We start from the raw sequence: 20,948 nt of genomic DNA on the forward strand, positions 1-20,948 counted from the left end.
AGACGCTCCCTAAAGCGCGGGTCTTATTCTTCCGACAACCGACCATGTTCCACGTGGAACATCCGGAAGTCGGGTATGGTGTCCCGCCATAACAGTTCTGGCTGGGGCCGCTCGATGGAGGTTACAAACACCTGACATCGCAGCTCATAAAGTTTCTGCGCCAGCATGGCGCGGTGCTCAGCATCCAGTTCCGCGTTGATGTCATCGAGCAGAAAAGTGACCTGCTTGCCCAGGTTGGCTAACACCATCCCCTGGGCAATCTTCATCAGGATCACCAGAGTCTTTTGCTGTCCGCGGGAAAAGGTCTCAGCCACCGGCCGGCCCTGATACCGAAGCCTGAGATCCGCGCGATTGGGCCCGTAGAGGGTGTGCCCCATCCGCACTTCCTGATCCCGATGACTGGCCAGCACCTCCAGCAGGGACAGCTTGCGGTCCCAGCCGGGGTAAAAGTCCATCTTGAGCCCGTCGACCCAGGGGGTCTCGATCTCATCCAGCAGGGATTGAAAGGCCTGCTGGAACAGGGCTACCACTGACTGCCTTGCCTCCGTAATCCGCTCCGCCAACAACGCAAACTGGCCGTCCCAGACACGGAGTAAATGCTCGTCTAGTCTACCATTTCTCAGCGTTTGATTCCGCTGTGATGTCACTCTTTGACACTGCTGCCAGAGCGACGCAAATGAAGGTTCCACGTGGAACACTGACCAATCGAGAAACTGACGTCGCTGGCCTGGTCCACCCGCTACGATCTCAAACACACCGGGGTCAATCACCGACACCGGTAACAGTCGGGCCAACGCCGACAAACCACGAACGGTCTCACCATCGACCCGAAGCAAGGTCTCTTTGTCCTGAATGTTGCGAGCGAAGCCAAGGCGGTGATGATCACCTGCATGACTATGCTCGGGCGCAGGACCGTCAACGACCGGTTGCACCACGCCAAACACGGTGAACCGGTTTTGGCCGTGACGACACACGGCCTGATGCCGGCTGATCCGGAACGAACGCCCAAGACCGAGATAGCCAATGGCTTCCAGCACGCTGCTCTTACCGCTGCCATTCTCGCCATACAGCAAATTAAACGAAGGCGAGAACGTCACCGGGTCAGCCGACAGATTGCGGAACTGATCAGTCTGGAGTTTGAGCAGAGCCATAAAGTCCTGGGTAAGGGAAATGAAAGAAACCGGGAGCGGGATACGATTACCCGCAAAAGCACGCGGGCTGCCCTAGTGTACAAAAGCCAGGGCAGCAAGGCGATGGGCGCCGTATGGCGAGACAAAGAACAAACCGCTGATCACCAACAGACGGGGCAAAAAAAACGGCCAGCGGATGTCTCCGCTGGCCGTCATCGTGTTGCAGGCACTCGCGTGCGCTAATTGCTGAGATCCGCCGGATCAGTGCAGCATGTTGAGGCGTTCGTCCATGAACACATCCATTTCGGGCGCCAGGATATGCACGTAGCGATCGAAATAGAGGAACTGCTTCAGCAACAGGGCAAACTCACGCGGGAAATGAAGGCCATGACTTTCGCCAATCTTCACCATATCCATAAGGATATTGTTAACGTCGTCCTCAGCCTGATCCGCCTGATAGGGGACTTCGTCAGGGACCATACGGTCCATCTGCTGATAAAGTTTACGCAGGTCATTTGCCAGATTCGCGACAACAACGGTTTCATGGGTGATACCGATCCGGATCATGGCATCGGCAACCCCTTCAAAGTTGCCCACCATCACCGCCGAAATAAAGTCCGACACCGCTTGCCAGGTGTCCGGCCGAATTCGACCGACAATCCCGAAATCGATAAACCCGATACGACCGTCCTTAAGTACCATCAGATTACCGGCGTGCACATCCGCGTGGAAGAACTCGCACTGGGTCAGACTGGCAAACCAGGTGTTCATCGCAGTAATCAGGGTACGCTCAGGATCACGGGCATAACCACGGATGCTGTCGAGGTCAGTGAGCGGAACCCCGTAAAACCGCTCCATGGTGAGGATCCGGCGGGTACTGCAATGTTCGTACACCCGCGGCACCGTCGCATCTTCATTGTGGGTGTTATGGAGAAACTCGCGGAACACCTTGAGGTTATTCGCTTCCTTGATGAAATCACACTCTTCCATCATGGTTCGCTGAATTTCCTCAACGATACCGGACAGCGAGGTCCACGACAGTTTCGGCGCCAGCGTTTCCAGAACCCGGGCAGACAGATAGAGGAAGTTGAGATCCGTGAGCAGAATGTTTTCCACACCGGGCTTCTGCACCTTGATCACCACTTCTTCACCGGTAAGCAGACGTGCAGCGTGTACCTGGGCAATCGAAGCCGATGCCAACGCTACGGGCTCAATCTCGGCGAACACCTGATCGATCGGCTGATCTAGCTCTTCGGCAATAATCCGGCGAATGACTGAAAACGGCAGGACCGGTGTCTGATCCAGACAGTACTGAAATTCTTCCACGTACGCCTTGGGGAAAAACGTAGGGGAGCTGGCAATAAACTGTCCCAGCTTGATGTAAGTCGCGCCGAGTGATTCGAAGGTCTGTCGCAGCAGACGGGGGGCAGGGGGACGTTCACCCCGCAGCCAGTTGACGCCGGTGCGGCCAAGAACCGACAGGGTCTGGCCAATACGCAACGCGCCCTTGAAAGTATTCGTCACAGCTGTCATGAGAGCCTTCCTTTTAAACATAGTGTCCTCGATGACGCGGGGCTGACGCAGGTATTACCGCCTTCAGCCCACACGGTGAGAGCCGTCCATGGCGCCCGGCATCAAAGGCGCATGGGCATGACCACGTACAGGCTACGGTTGTCATTCTGTGCTTCGAGCAAGGCACTGCTGTTGGGGTTGGCCAGCGTTATCTTGACCAGCTCCTCGTCCAGCACGTTGAGCACATCTACCAGGTAGCCTACATTAAAGCCAATCTGCAGTGATTCGCCCTGGTACTCGACCGCCAACGCATCTTCGGCCTGTTCCTGATCCGGGTTATTGGCGAACACCTGCAACTGGTTGGACGACAGGTTTAGCCGCACACCGCGGATATTTTCGTGGGACAGAATACCAGCCCGCTGCAGCGTGCTCTTGAGCGTGGCACGGTCCGCAAGCACGATCTTGTCGCCCCCACGGGGAATAACCCGGTTGTAGTCCGGGAACTTGCCTTCGATCAGCTTGGAGGTAAACGTGTACGAACCGATCGTTGCGCGCAGGTGATTGTCGCCGATAACCAGGGTCACCGGGGTTTCAACATCGTCGAGCAGACGGGCCAGTTCGAGCACGCCCTTGCGGGGTACGATGACCTGGCGCAGTTCCGGGCAACCTGTGGCCATGTTTTCGTGTGCCATGGCCAGACGATGGCCGTCAGTAGCGACGGTGCGGACATGATCCTGGTCCACTTCCAACAGCAAACCATTGAGGTAATAACGCACGTCCTGCTGAGCCATGGCAAAGGCTGTCGCGTCCAGCATCCGCCCAAGCTCGTTCTGGGGCAACTCAAGGCGGAAGCTCTCGGGCTCGTCTTCAACGTTGGGGAAGTGCTCTGCGGGCAGTGTCGACAGCGTGAAATGGCTGGCGCCGCTGCGCAGGTGCAGGCGATCGCCTTCCAGCGCCAGTTCAATGGGCGATTCGTCGCCCAGCGCACGGCAGATATCCGCCAGCTTGCGGGCCGGTACGGTAATGCGCCCGGGCTGATCGATATGCACCGGGGCGACCCGACCGACCAGCTCCACTTCCATATTGGTACCCGTCAGGGTCAGGGTATTGCCATCGGCCTCCAACAGAACGTTGGACAGCACCGGCATGGTCTGTTTCTTTTCCACCACCCCGGCAATAGAGAGCAGGGGCGTAAGCAGGGACTCGCGGCTGATCGTCAGTCTCATGGCACTCGGCTTTGTTGTCAGTGGTTGAAATTAGCGTTGGGTCAAACAGGTACTCACAGTATCCGGCTATCGAGGATCAAGTCGTCAACAGCCGCATGAAATTCTGGTAGTCCTCACGGATGTTGGGGTCGGTTTCCTGCAACTCGATAATTTTCTTGCAGGCGTGCAACACCGTCGTGTGGTCTCGGCCGCCAAAGGCGTCGCCAATTTCCGGCAAGGAATGATTGGTCAGTTCCTTCGACAAAGACATCGCAACCTGCCGGGGTCGGGTAACCGCACGGGTCCGGCGTTTCGACAACAGGTCAGCGACCTTGATCTTGTAGTACTCCGCGACCGTGCGTTGGATGTTGTCGATACTCACCTGCTTTTCATGAAGGGCCAGCAGGTCCTTGAGGCTTTCCCTTATAAAGGGAGGCGTAATCTCGGATCCGGTGAAGTGGGCATTGGCAATGACCAGTCGCAACGCACCTTCCAGTTCACGTACGTTGGAACGGATTTTCTGGGCAATAAAGAAGGCAGCTTCACTGCTGAGGCGAACGTTGGCCTGCTCAGCCTTCTTCATAAGAATCGCCACCCGCGTTTCGAGCTCCGGCGGCTCAACCATAACCGTGAGACCCCAACCGAAACGGGATTTCAGACGCTCTTCCATATCCACAATTTCTTTCGGGAAGCGGTCACAGGTCACGATGACCTGCTGGCCCCCTTCGAGCAGTGCGTTGAAGGTATGGAAGAACTCCTCCTGAGAGCGCTCTTTGCGGGCAAAGAACTGAATATCATCAATGAGCAGCGCATCCACCGACCGGTAGTACCGCTTGAATTCGTTAATCGCGTTGAGCTGCAGAGCTTTGACCATATCGGCAACAAAGCGTTCCGAACGCAGGTAGGCCACCTTAGCCCCCGGGTTACGACGAACGATTTCATTACCAATGGCGTGCATCAGGTGCGTTTTGCCCAGACCAACCCCGCCATAAAGAAACAGAGGGTTATAGGCACCGCCCGGGTTTTCCGCCACCTGCATCGAGGCTGCCCTGGCCAACTGGTTCGATTTACCCTCAACGAAGGTTTCAAACGTAAAACCTTCATTCAGGAAGCTCTGATGCTTGATATCCCCTTCCACCTGCACCGAGCGGCGGTCGTCAGTCTTGGGTCTGACCTGGGGCTCGGGCACGGTCGCTGCAACACCACGTTCTTCATCGGTAACCGTCACCGACTCCTCATTGACCGTCTGCCGTCGGGGGGTTGCCTTTCTGACCACCTCTATAGGCGCAGCATTGCCGTCACCGGGCTTGGGTGCCGATCCGACCTTCATATTGACACGGGGCGCCTGGCCCCCCTGAAGATCCTTGAGTACTTCCTCTATACGCCGTAGGTATTTTTCATTCACCCAGTCCATGACAAAACGGTTCGGGGCAAACAGCATGAGCTGCCCTTCGCGATGATCAGACTGTAACGGCCTCAGCCAGGTATTGAACTGCTGAGCGGGAAACTCATCCCGGAGTACTTCTAGACATTGATGCCAAATCGTCTGCGGCACGACGCCTGCCTCCGATGCTGAACGTAATCCCGCCACCCCTGACAACTGACAACTGACAAGGGTGGTGGAGCGTGTAAAAGGTAATCCCGGATTCTACCTCGCAGGGCCCTCCAGTGAAAGGGCAAAACCAGATTAACTCACAGCCTGTGGAAATTTATTCCTTTTATTAACAATAATGTACAGACTTACCTACAGGCTTGTGTACAGAAATTATTTCTCGTTAAGTTACCCACAGGACCTTGTTGACACCCCGGTCTGAACCCTGTGTCCAGACCCGCTAACAAACCGTGGATAACCCGGATGTTTTTCGCAAACCCGACTTATCCCCATTTCCTGCGTTCGTTACCCACAGCCCTCAGGACGCTTCTTCAACCTCTTTGTCATTGAATCAGCCCTCTGATAAATCAAGTTTTTTTAGACCTTTCCACAGAAACAGAGGTGCCTAATAACAGTAATAAATAATCTTTAAAGAAAATTTCAAAAGAACCTTATTTAACTTATTAGTCAGTGAATGATCCGGAACCTCACCGATCCAGACTGACAAGTTACAATCTCCTTTCTCACAAGCATTGAATTACGTCGCCACATTGACTAGAATGCCGCTCCTGTTTTGGCTGTTCATTTTGCAGCCAGCAACTGAATATCCAATTTCTGTAATGTGAGAACATCACCATGAAAAGAACGTTTCAACCGAGCGTACTGAAGCGTAAGCGCACCCACGGTTTCCGTGCACGTATGGCTACCGCTAATGGTCGTAAGATTCTGGCTCGTCGTCGTGCCAAAGGTCGTGCGCGTCTGTCCGCCTGATCTGATTTAAACTGCTGCCATGAAGGCCCTGTCCTTTCCCAAGAATGCACGACTGCTGCGTCCGCGGGATTACGCCGGGGTCTTTGATAACGTTCAGGTTCGGGTACCGCACCGTCACTTTTTGTTACTGGCAACGTCCAACGATCTCGGACATGCCAGAATCGGACTGGTGTTTTCCAAGAAGAACCTGAAACATGCGGTACAGCGTAATCGCGTCAAACGCCTGGTACGGGAAACCTTCAGGCAGCAGACTGACCTGCCGTCCCTGGACATTGTTGTGCTCGGACGGCAAGGCCTTGCCAGCGTCGAGAATCCCAAGCTGCACAGCTTCCTCGATGATCTTTGGCGTCGCCTTAAACGAAAGGCACAGCCGGCACCCGCTCACCCGGATCCGGTAGAAACCAAGAGCCACCACGCCCAGACTGACAAGCCATCTCCTGGTGACGGATAAAGGAACGGGTCCATGCGGAAATTGCTGCTCCTGCCCATTCGCTTTTACCAGTATGCGATCAGTCCGCTGATGGCGAGTCATTGCCGCCATTACCCCACCTGTTCTACTTACGCCATTGAAGCTATTGAACACCACGGTCCGTTAAAAGGCCTGTTTCTGGCAACAAAACGGCTGTTAAGGTGTCACCCTTGGGCCGAAGGCGGTTATGATCCAGTTCCGGGAACCTGCCAGCACCATGCTGAGTCCAGGCCCGCTGCCCATTCAACCGAAGCGACTCACGCCAACCAGACGACACAGTAGGTTTATGGATATCAAACGCTTAGTACTTTTCGCCGGCCTTGCCATTGTCAGCTACATGATGGTTCTGGCCTGGAACGAGGACTACAACCAGCCCCAACAGCTGGCCGCTGCCAACCAGACCTCTGGTCAACCCCCGCAGCTGGTGTCCGACACAACCGGGACTGGAACCTATGCCTCCGGCGATGAGGAGTTTTCCACACCGGAAACCGTCTCCTCCGGCACGGGCCTGAGCGAAGCGGGCGACAGCACAGCGATCAGCGATCAGCTGATTACCGTGACCACCGACGTCATGATCCTGAAGATTGACCGTGTTGGCGGTAACCTGGTGGAAACCTCCTTGCTTGCCTACGATGACAAGCTCAACAGCGGTCAGCCCCTGAAGCTTCTGGAAAACTCTGGCGGACGCACCTATGTCCTTGAAAGCGGACTGATTGGCAAAAACGGCTATGACAGCCGTCGTAATGGCCCCACGCCGGTCTACCAGGCCAGTGCCAGCAGCTTTGAACTCGAAGAAGGTGCGGATGAACTCGTTATCGACCTGACATTCACTGCGGATAGCGGTGTAAAGATCACCAAACGATACAGTCTGGCCCGAGACAGCTATAAGATCGATGTCCGTTACCTCATCGATAACCAGTCTGCCAGCATCTGGGAAGGCAACTTCTCCGGCAAGATCGTCCGTGACCAGAGCCCCGATCCTACCGCTCAGAACAGCCTCGGTATCCAGGCGTTCCTCGGTGCCGTGGTCAGCACCCCTGAAGATCCCTATGAGAAGTTCACATTTGATGACCTGCAGGAAACCCCGATCAATCAGCCTGTAACCAACGGCTGGATGGCGTTCCTGCAGCACTACTTCCTGACTGCCTGGCTGCCGGAGCGTGACCTCCAGCAACAGTTCCAGAGCACCGCCCGCGGCAGCCTGAATGTGATTGGTTTTGTCAGCCCGGCCACGGTGGTTGCCCCAGGTGAGCAGGGTGAAATCGGTGCCACCGCTTACGTCGGTCCAAAGATCATCGACCGTCTGGAGCAGATCGCCCCCAACCTCGATCGTACCGTCGATTTCGGATTCCTGTTCTTCATCGCGCTGCCGTTGTTCCTGATTCTGGAATGGTTCCACAGCCTCGTTGGTAACTGGGGGGTGGCCATTATTCTGTTGACGGTTCTGGTGAAGGCGGTCTTCTTCCACCTCTCCGCCACCAGTTACCGCTCCATGGCGCGGATGCGTGCGGTTGCGCCGCAGCTGACCCGACTCAAAGAGCTCTATGGCGATGATCGCCAGCGCATGTCCCAGGAAATGATGGCCTTGTACAAGCGCGAGAAGATCAACCCGCTGGGTGGCTGCCTGCCGATCCTGGTCCAGATGCCGGTGTTCATTTCCCTGTACTGGTGTCTTTTCGAAAGTGTGCAGCTGCGTCACGCACCATTCATGCTGTGGATTCAGGATCTGTCGGTCATGGACCCGTACTTCATCCTGCCAATTCTGATGGGCGCGAGTATGTTCCTGCAGATGAGCCTGAACCCATCGCCACCTGATCCGATGCAGGCCAAGATCATGAAGATGATGCCGCTCATCTTTACGGTGTTCTTCCTGTGGTTCCCGTCGGGTCTGGTACTGTACTGGCTGGTGAACAACATTCTGTCGATCAGTCAGCAGTGGTACATTACTCGTCAGATCGAGGCCCAGGCCGCCACCAAGAAACACTGACGGTTTTACGACGTCAGACATGTTATCCACAGGGGCCCCGTTTGGGGCCCCTGTTGGTTCTGTAACCGGAGTACAACATGCAAGCATCAACCGATACCATTGCCGCGATTGCCACTGCCCCCGGCCAGGCGGGTGTCGGAATAGTACGGGTGTCCGGACCCGAGGCTGCCGCCATCGCCGCACGTCTGCTCGGTTTTGAGCCGCGGCCAAGGTTTGCTCACTACGGGCCCTTTCTGGGGAACGATGGTACGGTCATCGATGAAGGTATCGGGTTGTTCTTCCCCAACCCCAACTCCTTTACCGGTGAGGATGTGTTCGAGTTACAGGGCCACGGTGGCACCGTAATCCTCGACCTGCTGTTGCGTGAGGTTTGCCAGTTGGGAGCACGGCTGGCACGACCGGGTGAGTTTTCCGAACGCGCGTTTCTGAACGATAAGCTGGACCTGACTCAGGCTGAAGCCATTGCCGATCTCATAGAGAGCAGCTCGGAACAGGCGGCACGCTGTGCCGTGCGGTCCCTGCAGGGCGAGTTTTCCCGACGTATCAATACCCTGGTCGCATCACTGACTCAGTTGCGAATCTATGTGGAAGCGGCCATCGATTTTCCCGAGGAGGAGATCGATTTTCTGGCCGATGGCAAAGTGGCCGACGACCTGCAGGCAGTTATGGCCGAGCTTGCCGGTATCCTGTCCGAAGCCCAACAGGGCACAATCCTGCGGGATGGCATGCGGGTGGTGATTGCCGGTCGTCCCAATGCGGGTAAATCGAGTCTGCTCAATGCGCTGGCAGGTCGGGAAGCGGCGATTGTTACGGCGATCGAAGGCACCACCCGCGATGTTCTGCGTGAACATATCCACATCGACGGTATGCCGTTGCACATCATTGATACTGCCGGCTTGCGAGACAGTCCGGATGAGGTGGAGCGAATCGGCATTGCCCGCGCCTGGGAAGAGATCCGTCAGGCCGACCGGATCCTGCTGATGGTGGATGCCACCACCACACCGGAAACCGAGCCCCATGAAATCTGGCCGGACTTTATCGACCAGCTGCCCTCCGAAGCGCCGGTGACGGTGATTCGTAACAAAGTGGACCTGTCCGGCGAAGCCATCGGGCTTGTGGATAACTTGGCCGCACCGGTCATTCGCCTGGCAGCCAAGTCCAGCGAAGGGCTGGAAGTTCTGCGCAATCACCTGAAACAGTGCATGGGTTTTGTCAGCACCACCGAGGGTGGTTTCCTGGCTCGCCGCCGCCACCTTGATGCCTTGCTACGGGCCCGGGATTCCCTTATTCAGGGTCAGGGGCAACTTGCGGGGTACGGTGCCGGGGAACTGCTGGCTGAAGATCTGCGAGCGGCCCAGGACGCCCTTGGCGAAATTACCGGTACCGTCACCCCCGACGATTTGCTGGGCAAGATTTTCAGCAGTTTCTGTATCGGCAAGTAATCAGAGCGCTCGCCCCCCCGTCGCTTAACAAAACCTCTTTAGTCTCTTTGAGCTCCGCGCCACCTGTGTTCGTGGTGCGGGGCTTGCTGTCGTCGCGAAAAACGAGTGTCTAGTCCGGTTGCCCCGGTCACCCTGTGACCGACGTTCGGGTTTTCGAGCGCGGTGAGTTATGATAATGCCATTAACATACTATTATCATTAACCCCAACTTGCCGAGGTTCTATGCTGGCGTTCCTGGAAGCCCATAAGGCTGGTCTGTTCGCACGCGAGCACTGGCTAAGAAACATCGTATCGGGGGTGATTGTCGGGGTGGTGGCCCTGCCACTGGCGATGGCGTTTGCGATTGCCTCAGGCGCTGAGCCTGAGCAGGGGCTGTACACCGCCATCGTGGCCGGGTTTATCGTGTCGGTGTTTGGCGGCAGCCGCCTGCAGATTGCCGGTCCGACCGGGGCCTTTATTGTCATTCTTGCGGGTATCACCGCCGAATACGGCATTGAGGGGCTGCAGATTGCCACCCTGATGGCTGGGCTGATGCTACTGCTGCTGGGCCTGGCCAAAATGGGGTCGATCATCAAGTTCATTCCTGACCCGGTTATTGTCGGCTTTACCGCGGGGATCGCGGTGATTATCTGGGTTGGTCAGTGGCCATCCTTTTTCGGTCTGCCGGATGCCAGCGGCGAGCATTTTCACAACACGCTATGGCAACTGTTCCAGGTGTTCCCGGAGCTGCACTGGACGACCACGGCTTTGGCCCTGTTGTCCCTGCTGTTGGTGATCTATGGCCCGCGGTTTCCGGGATTGACCCGGGTGCCGGGGCCGCTGATAGCCCTGGTGGTGGCGACGGTCTTGCACGTTGTGTTCAATTTCGACGGGGTTGCCACCATTGGCAGCGCTTTTGGCGGTATTCCCCAGGGCCTTCCGGAATTCCAGCTGCCAGACATTACCTGGAACAAAGTTATTGAGCTGATCGGCCCGGCCTTCACCATCGCCATGCTGGGCGCCATTGAATCCCTGTTGTCGGCGGTGGTGGCCGACGGGATGGCTGGCACCCGGCACGATTCCAATCAGGAGCTGGTGGGTCAGGGGTTGGCCAATGTATTGACGCCGTTGTTCGGTGGGTTTGCCGCGACCGGGGCGATCGCCCGTACGGCCACCAATATCCGTAACGGTGGCACTGGTCCACTGTCCGGTATCGTCCATGCCATCACCCTGGTACTGATGCTGCTGTTCCTGGCACCACTGGCGACGAATGTACCGCTGGCAGCTCTGGCGGCGATTCTGTTTGTGGTGGCGTGGAACATGAGCGAGGTCAAACATTTCACCAAGATGGTCCGGCGGGCACCGCGGGCGGATGTGGTGATTCTGCTGGTGACCTTCGGGCTGACTGTGTTTGCTGATCTGGTGGTGGCCGTCAACATCGGGGTGATCCTGGCGACCCTGCATTTTCTACGGCGAATGGCGACCAGTGTCGAAGTACGCCAGGCCACCGAGGATGAGCTGACTCGGGAGTTTGCCCATGTCAGCCACTGGCAGTTACCGCCGGACGTGCTGGTCTACACCGTCGAGGGCCCGTTTTTCTTCGGTGCGGTGGAAAACTTTGAACGGGCCCTGGCCGGCACTCACAGCGATCCGAAGGTGTTGATCATCCGCATGAAGTGGGTACCGTTCATCGACATTACCGGGCTTCAGACCCTGGAAGAGGTGATCCAGGATCTCCAGCGTCGTGATGTCCGGGTGATGCTGTCCGGCGCCAACCCGCGGGTTGCGGCAAAACTGCGCAAAGCGGGGATCGTTCGTCTGGTGGGCGAGGAGGGCGTGTTCGATGACTTTGAAGAGGCGGTGGCGGCCTGCCGGGGGATCAGGATCTGACCTGGGGATTCCTGGCTGGGTAGTCGTCGCCATAACCCACGTCGTGCTTTTCCAGATAGTCACGAATCAACTGGCGAACAACCTGTGACGGCGTCAGGTCCTGGGAGGCGCAGAGCTGCTCGAATGCACGCTTCTTGTTGGGATCGATAAGGACAGTAAGGCGGGCGCTTTTGGTTTCCATGGCTGGGTCTGCTGTGCTGTTGTGGTGGGATTGAGCTATGTGAATTTAATTATAATTGAATTCACATAACGGGCCCAGCAGGCTTGGCCCGTCGTCAATTCTTCGGCGAGCGTAACTTTTACGGGGATCATAAAAAAACAGGGGCCAATTGGCCCCTGTCTGTGTCCTGATGCCGTCGATCAGCTGGTGAAGGCCATCGCCTCGGCGTCGAGCTGCATCAGGTTGCTGGTCGGCGAGAGCATGCTGGTGGCATGGCTCTGTGCCCGTGGCAGCAGGCGCTCGTAGTAGAACTCTGCCGTTGCCAGCTTGGCGTTGTAGAATTCTTCGGATTCGCTACCTTCGCCACTTGCCAGACTGCTGGCGGCAACCGAAGCCTGACGGGCCCACATGTAGGCCATGGTGACGTAGCCGCTGTACATCAGGAAGTCATAGGCGGCGGCACTGATGGCATCACGATCCTTACGGGCGGCCAGCATCAGGCGCACGGTCAGTACGTTCCATTGCGCAGTCAGTTTCAGCAGTTCCAGGGCAAACGGACGGGTGCGCTTGTTGGTGAGCTGCTTGCGGGCGAAGTTGGCAACGGTCAGGGTGAACTCCCGTACCGCACCGCCCTGGGTCATCAGGAGGACCTTGCGACCCAGCAGGTCGAGGGCCTGGATACCGGTCGTACCTTCGTACAGAACGGCGATCTTGGTGTCACGGATGATCTGTTCCATACCGTGCTCACGAATGTAGCCGTGGCCACCAAACACCTGGGCACCATGGTTGGCTGCTTCAAAACCCATCTCGGTCAGGAAGCCCTTGAGGATCGGCGTCAGGAAGCCCAGCTTGTCGTCGTAAGACTCGGCCTTTTTGGTGTCACCCTGTTCGTGGCCTTCGACCATATGGTCAGCCAGACGGGCTGCGTAATACAGCATGGCGCGACCGCCTTCGGCGATGGCTTTCTGGGTCAGCAGCATACGGCGGACGTCGGCATGGTGGATCAGGCTGTCAGCGATCTGGTCCGGTTCCTTCTTGCCGGACAGCGCGCGCATGGAGCGACGATCCTTGGCATATTCCAGTGCGCCCTGGTAGGACAGTTCCGCAGCGCCCACACCCTGAATGGAGGTGCCGATACGGGCGGTGTTCATGAAAGTGAACATGCACTCCAGGCCCTGGTTTTCCGGGCCGATCAGGAAACCGGTGGCGTCATCAAAGTTCATCACGCAGGTAGCGGATGCCTTGATGCCCATTTTCTTTTCCAGACTGCCGCAGCTAACGCCGTTGCGCTCACCAACGCCACCGTTGGCATCAGGCAGGAACTTCGGCACGATGAACAGCGAAATACCACGGGTACCCTTAGGGGCATCCGGCAGACGGGCGAGAACAATGTGGACGATGTTCTCGGTCAGGTCGTGCTCACCGGAAGAGATGAAGATCTTGGTGCCGGTGATCTTGTAGCTGCCGTCAGCCTGGGGCTCGGCCTTGGTCTTGACCTGACCCAGGTCGGTACCGCACTGGGGCTCGGTCAGGCACATGGTGCCGCCCCAGGTACCTTCCGTCAGCGGCACCAGGTAGGTTTGCTTCTGCTCTTCGCTGCCGTGCAGGTAGATGGTATTCATCGCACCCAGGGACAGACCCGGGTACATGGAGAAGGACCAGTTGGCGGTGCCCATCATTTCCTGCTTGAGCAGGCCCATGGACGCAGGCAGGCCCTGACCACCGAATGCTTCCGGCGCTGACAGTCCCTGCCAGCCACCCATGACGAACTGGTTATAGGCTTCCTTGAACCCTTTCGGGGTGGTGACTTCGCCGTTATCAAACTTACAGCCTTCCTCGTCACCGACCTGGTTCAATGGGCCCACAACTTCTTCACAGAACTTGCCGCACTCGGTCAGGATGGCGTCAACAATGTCGGGAGTGGCGTTTTCGCCACAGGCCAGGGACGCATAATGCTTCGGATAATCGAACACTTCGTTGAGCAGGAACTTCATGTCGCGCAGGGGCGCCTTGTATACCGGCATGGTAAACAACCTCTGTAATGTCTGTTCAAGGGCGGGAATGGCGCTGCAATGGCCATTCATTGACGGCAGTTTTACGGTATACCCCGCGTAACAGGCATTGACCCAATCGCTTTTGCTCTTGTCAGTAAAGACAATGGGCGAAAGCAGGCGTCCCCGTCAGCTCTGGTAAATTTCATGTAAAAACAGCGGAAAGCCTGCAATGGCCGTGGCAGGATGGGGCTCTGGCCGGTGCCAGTGAACTATTCTGCCGGGCTCAGGTCACTTCTGATCTCTGGCCTGAAATGCCAATAACAGACAATGAATCTTCGACAAGGGGTATTCGGTGAAGCAAGGTCTGATCGCACTGGCGATTCTGATGATGGCGGTGGTGGCGGCACTGGGGTATCAGTGGATGGTACCGGTAGAGGGGGGCGGTGCCGGGCGTGCCCGGCCCGCGAGTCTGGTTAACACGGTGCTGCCGGTACAGGAAACGGTGGCCGATGCCCTGTCTGCGGTAGGGTCGCTGAAATCGCGCCAGGCGGTGGCCGTGACTGCAGAAGTGAGCGGGCGGGTCGTGGAGCTCAATATCCAGTCCGGCAGGGCGGTGGCTCGAGGGCAGCTGCTGGTTCGCCTCGATGACCGTCAGGCCCACGCCGATCTGCAGGTAGCCGAGGCCCGGTTTGCCGATGCCCAGCGCCAGTACGACCGCGCCAGCCGTTTGGTGGCCAACAACAGCATCGCCCAGTCGCAACTGGATGAACTTCGGACCGCCCTCGATGTGGCAAGGGCCGAGCGGCTCGCGGCAAAGATCCGCCTCGACAATCACCGTATTGAAGCCCCGTTCGACGGCCTTGTCGGCCTGACCGACATTTCCCTTGGCAGCTATGTGAGCGAGGGGGAGACGATTACCACCCTGGATGACACCGCTCAGATGGAGCTGAATTTCTCGGTACCGGAGCGCTATCTTGGCCAGCTGCAGCTGGGCCAGCCGGTGCAGGGTGAATCGCCGGCTTACCTGGACGAGGTGTTCAGCGGAACCCTGGTGGAACTGGGGGCCCGAGTCAGCGAGCTGAGCCGGACCCTGCCAGTGCGGGCGCTGGTGGAGAACCGTGATGGCCGGTTGCGTCCGGGGCAGTTTATGTCGGTCACCCTGACTCTGGGCCAGCGCGAGGCGCTGGTGATTCCGGAACAGGCCATTTTGATGCGGGGCGCAGACAGCTTCGTGTTTGTGGTTGACGGCGACGTTGCCCGCCGGGTGCGGGTCACCCTGGGTAGCCGTAAACCCGGCCAGGTGGAAATCCGCAGTGGACTGACCGCGGGTGATGCCGTGGTGGTGACCGGCCAGGACCGTCTCAGCAACGGTGAAACGGTGCGGGTCGAGCCAGGCGATGGCGCCTTACAGGATCATCGCCTGGCCGAGACCAAGGCCGTCGCCAGTGATGGAACGACACCATGATCCTGTCGGACGTTTCCATCAAGCGGCCGGTCTTTGCCACGGTTCTCAGTCTGCTGATCCTGGTGTTCGGTATGGCCGCGCTGCTCGGGTTGCCGGTGCGCGAGTACCCCGATATAGATCCGCCCGTGGTGTCCATTGCCACCGATTACAAGGGGGCCGCAGCGGAAGTCGTGGATACCCAGATCACTCAGGTGATCGAGGGGGCCATCAGCGGTATCGAAGGCATCCGCAGCATTGAATCCAGTACCGAACAGGGCGAATCCCGCACCTCCATCGAATTCAACACCTCCCGCGATATCGACGTCGCGGCCAACGATGTTCGTGATGCGGTGTCGAGGGTACGCAACCAGCTGCCGGATGCGGCCGATGCGCCGGTGGTGAGCAAGGCCAATTCCGATGCCCGGCCGATGATGTGGGTGACCCTGCGCAGTGACGTCTGGGACAGCGCCGAACTCAGTGACTACGCCGACCGGGTGCTGGCAGACCGGTTGTCGGTGCTGGACGGGGTGGCGGATGTGCTGATTGGCGGTGAGCGCCGGTATGCCATTCGGGTCTGGCTCGACCGCCAGCGTCTGGCGGCCCGGGATATTACCGTGGCGGAAGTGGAGCGGGCGCTGCAGGCCAACAATGTCGAGTTCCCGGCGGGATCGGTGGAATCCGCCACTCGCGATTTCACCGTGCGGGCTGAGGGACGGCTGTCGTCGGTGGAGGAGTTCCGGAACCTGATCATCCGCCGCGATGGCAACGACCTGTTACGGCTGGGGGACGTCGCCAATGTCCAGATGGGGGTGGAATCCGATGTCAGCCGACTGCGGGCGAACGGCCTGACGGCGGTCGGTATGGGCATTATCCGCCAGTCCAAGGCCAACACCGTGGCGGTGTCCAACCGGGTGCAGGAAGAGCTGGCGAAAATCCGCGAAACCCTGCCGGCGGAAGTCACCATCGCCGAGAGCTACGACGAATCCATTTTTATCCGTGCCTCGATCCGTGAGGTGATGATTACCCTGGCGATGGCGGTCAGCCTGGTCATCCTGGTGATCTTCGTGTTCCTGCGTTCCTGGCGGGCCACGCTGATTCCGGCGGTGACCATCCCGGTATCGGTGGTGGGGGCGTTCATCGGCCTGGGTGCCCTGGGCTTTTCGGTCAACGTGCTGACCCTGCTGGCGATGATCCTGGCCATTGGCCTGGTGGTGGACGATGCCATTGTCATGCTGGAGAACATCCAGCGCCGTATCGACGACGGTGAGCCGCCACTGCTGGCGGCTTTTCGCGGCGCCAAACAGGTCGCGTTTGCGGTGATTGCCACCACCCTGACTTTGGTGGCGGTGTTTGTGCCGATCTCTTTTATGGGCGGCAACATCGGCCGGCTGTTTGCGGAGTTTGGCTTTACCCTGGCAGCGGCGGTGGTGGTGTCGAGCCTGGTGGCGCTGACCCTGGCGCCGATGCTGTGTTCCAAATGGTTACGGCACAGTCCGGAAAGCGCGGAAGGTCATCGCCTGTGGATGGCCACCGAACGCCTGCTGTCCGGACTCAACCGGGGTTATGAACGCCTGCTGCGGGCCTCGCTGGCCCAACCGGGGCTGGTGCTCGGACTGGGACTGGCTGGGCTGGTGCTGGCCGCGGCGGTGTTTCCGCGGCTACCCCAGGAGCTGGCTCCCACCGAGGACCGGGGCGTGATCATCATGCCGGTAAGTGCACCGCGGGGCGCCACGGTCGATTACACCGATTACCATGTGCGCAAGATCGAAGCCCAGCTGTTGCCGTACCTGGAATCCGGTAATGTGGACCGACAGCTGTCTATCGTCGGCTTTCGCGACGAGCAGGACCGGGGGTTCATGATCCTTGGGCTGACGCCCTGGGATCAGCGGGCCACCAAACAGCAGGCCATCACCGGCCAGCTGTGGCCGATTCTGGCCGGTGTACCGGGGGTGCGCGGGGCGGCCATCAATCCGCCCGGACTTGGCCAGCGTGGCTTCAATCAACCGTTGCAGCTGGTGGTTGGCGGGCCGGACTATGCCACCGTGCAGGCCTGGAGTGAGGAATTGATCGCCCACGCCCGGGAAAACCCCAACCTGCTGAACCTGGAAACGGATTTTGAACTGACCCGGCCGGAGCTGAGGGTCACCATCGATCGTGACCGGGCGGCCGACCTCGACATCACCATTGAGGATGTGGGGGCGACCCTGCAGACCATGCTGGCCTCGCGGAAGGTGACCACCTATCTGGACCGGGGCCGGGAATACGATGTGATTGTGCAGGCCGCGGATCAGGATCGGGCGACCCCGGAGGATCTGGGGCGGGTGTTCCTGCGGGCCCGCAGCGGCGGTGAACTGATCCCGTTGCAGGCGCTGGTGGATGTGAAGGAGCAGGGCGCCAACCCCGATCTGCGGCGGGTCGACCGGTTGCCGGCGGTGGTGATCAGCGGCTCGCTGGCGGAGGGCTATGACCTGGGAACGGCCATGGCTTACCTCAACCAGCTGGCGCTGGATACCCTGCCACCGGAAGCACGGATCAGTTACAAGGGCCTGAGCCGGGAGTTCGACGAGTCCTCGGCGGCCATTTACGTGACCTTCGCGCTGGCGTTTGTGATTGTTTTCCTGGTGCTGGCCGCGCAGTTTGAAAGCTGGATCCATCCGCTGATCATCATGCTGTCGGTTCCGCTGGCGGTAACCGGGGCATTGCTGGCGTTGTGGTGGAGTGGCATCAGCCTCAACATCTACAGTCAGATCGGCATCATCATGCTGCTCGGTCTGATGGCGAAAAACGGCATCCTGGTGGTCGAGTTCGCCAACCAGCTGCGGGATCGCGGTTACGAGATCCACGACGCCATTCTTGAGGGGGCGATCCTGCGTTTCCGGCCGGTACTGATGACCACGGTCTCGACGGTGTTCGGGGCGGTACCACTGGTGCTGGCTACCGGCGCCGGCGCTGAAAGCCGGGCGGCCATCGGCGTGGTGATTCTGGGCGGGCTGCTGTTCGCCACCACCCTGACGCTGTTCATTATTCCGGTGCTGTATCAGCTGCTGGCCCGCTTCGCCAAGTCCAGCAATGCGGTGGAGCGGGAACTGGAACGTCTCGCCCTGCGCCAGGCCGGCGGCAGCGGCGCGGCGGGTGCCCCTCAGGGGCCGCGGCCAGAAGATTTCTAGCACAGCCTCGACGTACGCCAGGACGGACTGACAATTCCTGTTGCTCCGGCCTGGAGTTTGTCGCATGGTTGCTCTTTCCATCAGATCAATACGTTGCGAAGGGCGCCAGCAAGGAGGAGTTATTTGTCATGGCCGATCACAGTCAGTTCCGGTTACTGCGGGAGCGTCGTTTCCTGCCATTTTTCCTGACCCAGTTTTCCGGTGCCTTCAACGACAACCTGTACAAGAACGCTCTGCTATTACTGGTCACCTACACCACTGGCAGCCTGCTGGGGTTGTCCACGGATGTGGTGGTCAATCTGGCGGCTTTCCTGTTTATTCTGCCGTTCTTCCTGTTTTCTGCCATCGCTGGCCAGATCGCCGACAAGTACGAGAAGTCGATGGTGATCCGTCGGGTCAAGTTGCTGGAAATCGCCATCATGGCGGTGGCAGCAGCCGGGCTCTGGATGGGCTGGTATGAGGTGCTGCTGTTGCTGTTGTTCCTGATGGGGACCCAATCTGCGTTCTTTGGACCGGTCAAGTACGCCATTCTGCCAGAGGTGCTCAAAGACGATGAGCTGGTGGGTGGCAATGCGCTGGTGGAAATGGGGACCTTTGTGGCCATCCTGCTGGGCACCCTGGCCGCAGGTCTGATCATGGCGGGCGGTGAGCCGCAGCGGGTTGCGGCCGTGGGTGTGGTGGTGATGGCAGTCGTTGGCTACCTGGTGGCACGCAAGGTGCCCACGACCCCGATCGGCGACGCCGGCCTCAAGGTCCGTTTCAATCCGCTGCGGGAAACCTGGCGGTTAATGGGCATGGCGCGGGAAAACCACTCGGTGCTGCTCAGCATCATGGCGATCTCCTGGTTCTGGTTTCTTGGCGCGGCCTATCTCACCCAGTTTCCCAACTTCGCCCAGAAGGAGCTGCTGGGGGACGAGTCGGTGGTGACCCTGCTGCTGGCGATTTTCACCGTTGGTATCGCCCTTGGCTCCACCTTGTGTGAACGCCTGTCCGGCCACCGGGTTGAACTGGGGATCGTGCCGATTGGCTCGCTGGGGCTGAGTCTGTTTGGTGTGGATATCTACCTGAACATGCCCGAAGCCAGCGTACCTGTTGACTGGTGGGCGTTGCTGTCGGACTGGGATTACCTGCGCATCGCCCTCGACCTGCTGGGGATCGGACTCTTCGGTGGCCTGTTCATCGTGCCGTTGTATGCCTTTGTCCAGCAGGAAACCCCGGAACCCAAGCGGGCCCGGGTGATTGCTGCGCTCAATGTGTTCAATGCCCTGTTCATGGTCGTCAGCGCCCTGTTGGGGGTGGTCATGCTGGGGCTGATCGGTCTGTCGATCCCGGAATTCTTCCTGGTCCTGTCGATCATGAATCTGATCGTCGCTGGTTTTGTCTATCAGCAGGTACCGGAGTTTGCCCTGCGTTTCGTGATCTGGCTGCTGTCTCACACCGTCTATCGGGTCCGTCATCAGGGCCTGCATAATATCCCGGAGGAAGGCCCGGTGTTGCTGGTATGTAATCACGTCTCCTACATGGACGCCCTGGTCATCGCCGGGGCGGTACGGCGGCCGGTGCGGTTTGTGATGGACTACCGGATCTTCAAAACGCCGGTGCTGGGCGCTTTTTTCCGCCTGGCCAAGACCATTCCCATTGGTTCCCGTAACCGGGTACCGGATATCTACAATCAGGCCTTTGAGCGGATCGACGAGGAACTCGATGCCGGCCATGTTGTGTGCATCTTCCCCGAAGGCAAGCTGACCCAGGATGGTGATATCGACACCTTCCGCAGCGGCGTCGAGGTTATCCTGCAACGGCGCCCGGTACCGGTGGTCCCGATGGCGCTACGGGGCTTGTGGGGGAGTTTCTTCAGCCACTGTGGTGGCCCGGCCTTCTCCCACTGGCCGCGACGGTTCTGGTCGCGGATCGAATTGCGGGCGTCGGCACCGGTGGCACCGCAACAGGCCAGTGCCGACGCGCTGTACCAGCAGGTCTCGGAATTGCGGGGGGATCGGGCCTGAGGATAACCCGGCTCTGGTGTGGATAACTTTAGGGATAAACGCCGGATAAACCGTGGGTTATTCCAATAGATATATTATTTATCAATAACTTGAATTGTTTTTTGGGGGCTTTTGAGAGTCCCTGTCTTGTGGATAAGTATTTTGAAAACTTTTCTCAAGTCATGATTCCAAGCTACTGAATTGGTGAGTGATTTTTGATCA

At 58.5% G+C, this 20,948-nt stretch carries 15 protein-coding genes; 9 read left to right on the forward strand and 6 right to left on the reverse strand.

Annotation, left to right across the window (positions count from 1 at the left end; all coding sequences use genetic code 11):
* Positions 1 to 23: 23 nt before the first annotated feature.
* The 4 genes from recF to dnaA form a co-directional block, all read right to left on the reverse strand.
* Positions 24 to 1,151, reverse strand: coding sequence for a DNA replication/repair protein RecF (recF, locus tag BLV11_RS07630; protein ID WP_091812375.1), 1,128 nt, complete (start codon positions 1,149 to 1,151; stop codon positions 24 to 26).
* Positions 1,152 to 1,391: 240 nt separating this feature from the next.
* A complete protein-coding gene (locus BLV11_RS07635; RefSeq protein ID WP_091812376.1) occupies positions 1,392 to 2,663 on the reverse strand; it encodes an ABC1 kinase family protein in 1,272 nt (423 codons plus the stop codon).
* A 101-nt stretch (positions 2,664 to 2,764) separates the two neighbouring features.
* Positions 2,765 to 3,868 carry a DNA polymerase III subunit beta gene (dnaN, locus tag BLV11_RS07640; RefSeq protein ID WP_091812377.1) on the reverse strand — a complete coding sequence of 368 codons (1,104 nt, stop codon included), beginning with the start codon at positions 3,866 to 3,868 and terminating at the stop codon, positions 2,765 to 2,767.
* A gap of 76 nt (positions 3,869 to 3,944) precedes the next feature.
* A complete protein-coding gene (gene dnaA / locus BLV11_RS07645) occupies positions 3,945 to 5,402 on the reverse strand; it encodes a chromosomal replication initiator protein DnaA (RefSeq protein ID WP_091812378.1) in 1,458 nt (485 codons plus the stop codon).
* A gap of 672 nt (positions 5,403 to 6,074) precedes the next feature.
* Here dnaA and rpmH point away from each other — a divergent pair.
* From rpmH to BLV11_RS07675, 6 genes are all read left to right on the forward strand, one after another.
* Positions 6,075 to 6,209: a 50S ribosomal protein L34 gene (rpmH, locus tag BLV11_RS07650; protein ID WP_091812379.1), complete on the forward strand. Its 135-nt coding sequence runs from the start codon at positions 6,075 to 6,077 to the stop codon at positions 6,207 to 6,209.
* Between the two features lie 19 nt (positions 6,210 to 6,228).
* Positions 6,229 to 6,660, forward strand: coding sequence for a ribonuclease P protein component (gene rnpA, locus BLV11_RS07655; protein WP_091812380.1), 432 nt, complete (start codon positions 6,229 to 6,231; stop codon positions 6,658 to 6,660).
* A gap of 12 nt (positions 6,661 to 6,672) precedes the next feature.
* Positions 6,673 to 6,960, forward strand: coding sequence for a membrane protein insertion efficiency factor YidD (yidD, locus tag BLV11_RS07660; RefSeq protein WP_091812381.1), 288 nt, complete (start codon positions 6,673 to 6,675; stop codon positions 6,958 to 6,960).
* A gap of 4 nt (positions 6,961 to 6,964) precedes the next feature.
* Positions 6,965 to 8,665 (forward strand): membrane protein insertase YidC, encoded by a 1,701-nt coding sequence (gene yidC, locus BLV11_RS07665; RefSeq protein ID WP_091812382.1) that lies wholly within the window; start codon positions 6,965 to 6,967, stop codon positions 8,663 to 8,665.
* A gap of 77 nt (positions 8,666 to 8,742) precedes the next feature.
* Complete coding sequence (mnmE, locus tag BLV11_RS07670; protein ID WP_091812383.1) at positions 8,743 to 10,107, forward strand: tRNA uridine-5-carboxymethylaminomethyl(34) synthesis GTPase MnmE; 1,365 nt, start codon at positions 8,743 to 8,745, stop codon at positions 10,105 to 10,107.
* 222 nt (positions 10,108 to 10,329) lie between these two features.
* Positions 10,330 to 11,976 carry a SulP family inorganic anion transporter gene (locus tag BLV11_RS07675; protein ID WP_091812384.1) on the forward strand — a complete coding sequence of 549 codons (1,647 nt, stop codon included), beginning with the start codon at positions 10,330 to 10,332 and terminating at the stop codon, positions 11,974 to 11,976.
* Here the strand turns inward: BLV11_RS07675 and BLV11_RS07680 are convergent.
* The gene (locus BLV11_RS07680; RefSeq protein ID WP_091812385.1) at positions 11,966 to 12,157 is read right to left on the reverse strand and encodes a ribbon-helix-helix protein, CopG family; all 192 of its coding nucleotides are present in this window, start codon (positions 12,155 to 12,157) and stop codon (positions 11,966 to 11,968) included. The genes BLV11_RS07675 and BLV11_RS07680 overlap by 11 nt on opposite strands.
* Positions 12,158 to 12,336: 179 nt before the next feature.
* Positions 12,337 to 14,160, reverse strand: a complete 1,824-nt coding sequence (locus BLV11_RS07685; protein ID WP_091812386.1) for an acyl-CoA dehydrogenase C-terminal domain-containing protein — start codon at positions 14,158 to 14,160, stop codon at positions 12,337 to 12,339.
* A 322-nt stretch (positions 14,161 to 14,482) separates the two neighbouring features.
* On the opposite strand from BLV11_RS07685, the gene BLV11_RS07690 reads away from it, so the two are divergent.
* From BLV11_RS07690 to BLV11_RS07700, 3 genes are all read left to right on the forward strand, one after another.
* Entirely contained in the window at positions 14,483 to 15,595 is a 1,113-nt protein-coding gene (locus tag BLV11_RS07690; protein ID WP_245725958.1) for an efflux RND transporter periplasmic adaptor subunit, read from the forward strand.
* Complete coding sequence (locus BLV11_RS07695; RefSeq protein ID WP_091812387.1) at positions 15,592 to 18,741, forward strand: efflux RND transporter permease subunit; 3,150 nt, start codon at positions 15,592 to 15,594, stop codon at positions 18,739 to 18,741. The genes BLV11_RS07690 and BLV11_RS07695 overlap by 4 nt, the downstream gene beginning before the upstream one ends.
* 128 nt (positions 18,742 to 18,869) lie before the next feature.
* Positions 18,870 to 20,747, forward strand: a complete 1,878-nt coding sequence (locus BLV11_RS07700) for an MFS transporter (RefSeq protein WP_091812388.1) — start codon at positions 18,870 to 18,872, stop codon at positions 20,745 to 20,747.
* The last annotated feature ends 201 nt before the right edge of the window (positions 20,748 to 20,948 follow it).

Source organism: Marinobacter mobilis (assembly GCF_900106945.1).
GTDB lineage: Bacteria > Pseudomonadota > Gammaproteobacteria > Pseudomonadales > Oleiphilaceae > Marinobacter > Marinobacter mobilis.

Coding starts and splice junctions, on each gene's coding strand:
- recF (WP_091812375.1), bottom strand. CDS start 1,151: ATGGCTCTGCTCAAACTCCAGACTGATCAGTTCCGCAATCTGTCGGCT.
- BLV11_RS07635 (WP_091812376.1), bottom strand. CDS start 2,663: ATGACAGCTGTGACGAATACTTTCAAGGGCGCGTTGCGTATTGGCCAG.
- dnaN (WP_091812377.1), bottom strand. CDS start 3,868: ATGAGACTGACGATCAGCCGCGAGTCCCTGCTTACGCCCCTGCTCTCT.
- rpmH (WP_091812379.1), top strand. CDS start 6,075: ATGAAAAGAACGTTTCAACCGAGCGTACTGAAGCGTAAGCGCACCCAC.
- rnpA (WP_091812380.1), top strand. CDS start 6,229: ATGAAGGCCCTGTCCTTTCCCAAGAATGCACGACTGCTGCGTCCGCGG.
- yidD (WP_091812381.1), top strand. CDS start 6,673: ATGCGGAAATTGCTGCTCCTGCCCATTCGCTTTTACCAGTATGCGATC.
- yidC (WP_091812382.1), top strand. CDS start 6,965: ATGGATATCAAACGCTTAGTACTTTTCGCCGGCCTTGCCATTGTCAGC.
- mnmE (WP_091812383.1), top strand. CDS start 8,743: ATGCAAGCATCAACCGATACCATTGCCGCGATTGCCACTGCCCCCGGC.
- BLV11_RS07675 (WP_091812384.1), top strand. CDS start 10,330: ATGCTGGCGTTCCTGGAAGCCCATAAGGCTGGTCTGTTCGCACGCGAG.
- BLV11_RS07680 (WP_091812385.1), bottom strand. CDS start 12,157: ATGGAAACCAAAAGCGCCCGCCTTACTGTCCTTATCGATCCCAACAAG.
- BLV11_RS07685 (WP_091812386.1), bottom strand. CDS start 14,160: ATGCCGGTATACAAGGCGCCCCTGCGCGACATGAAGTTCCTGCTCAAC.
- BLV11_RS07695 (WP_091812387.1), top strand. CDS start 15,592: ATGATCCTGTCGGACGTTTCCATCAAGCGGCCGGTCTTTGCCACGGTT.
- BLV11_RS07700 (WP_091812388.1), top strand. CDS start 18,870: ATGGCCGATCACAGTCAGTTCCGGTTACTGCGGGAGCGTCGTTTCCTG.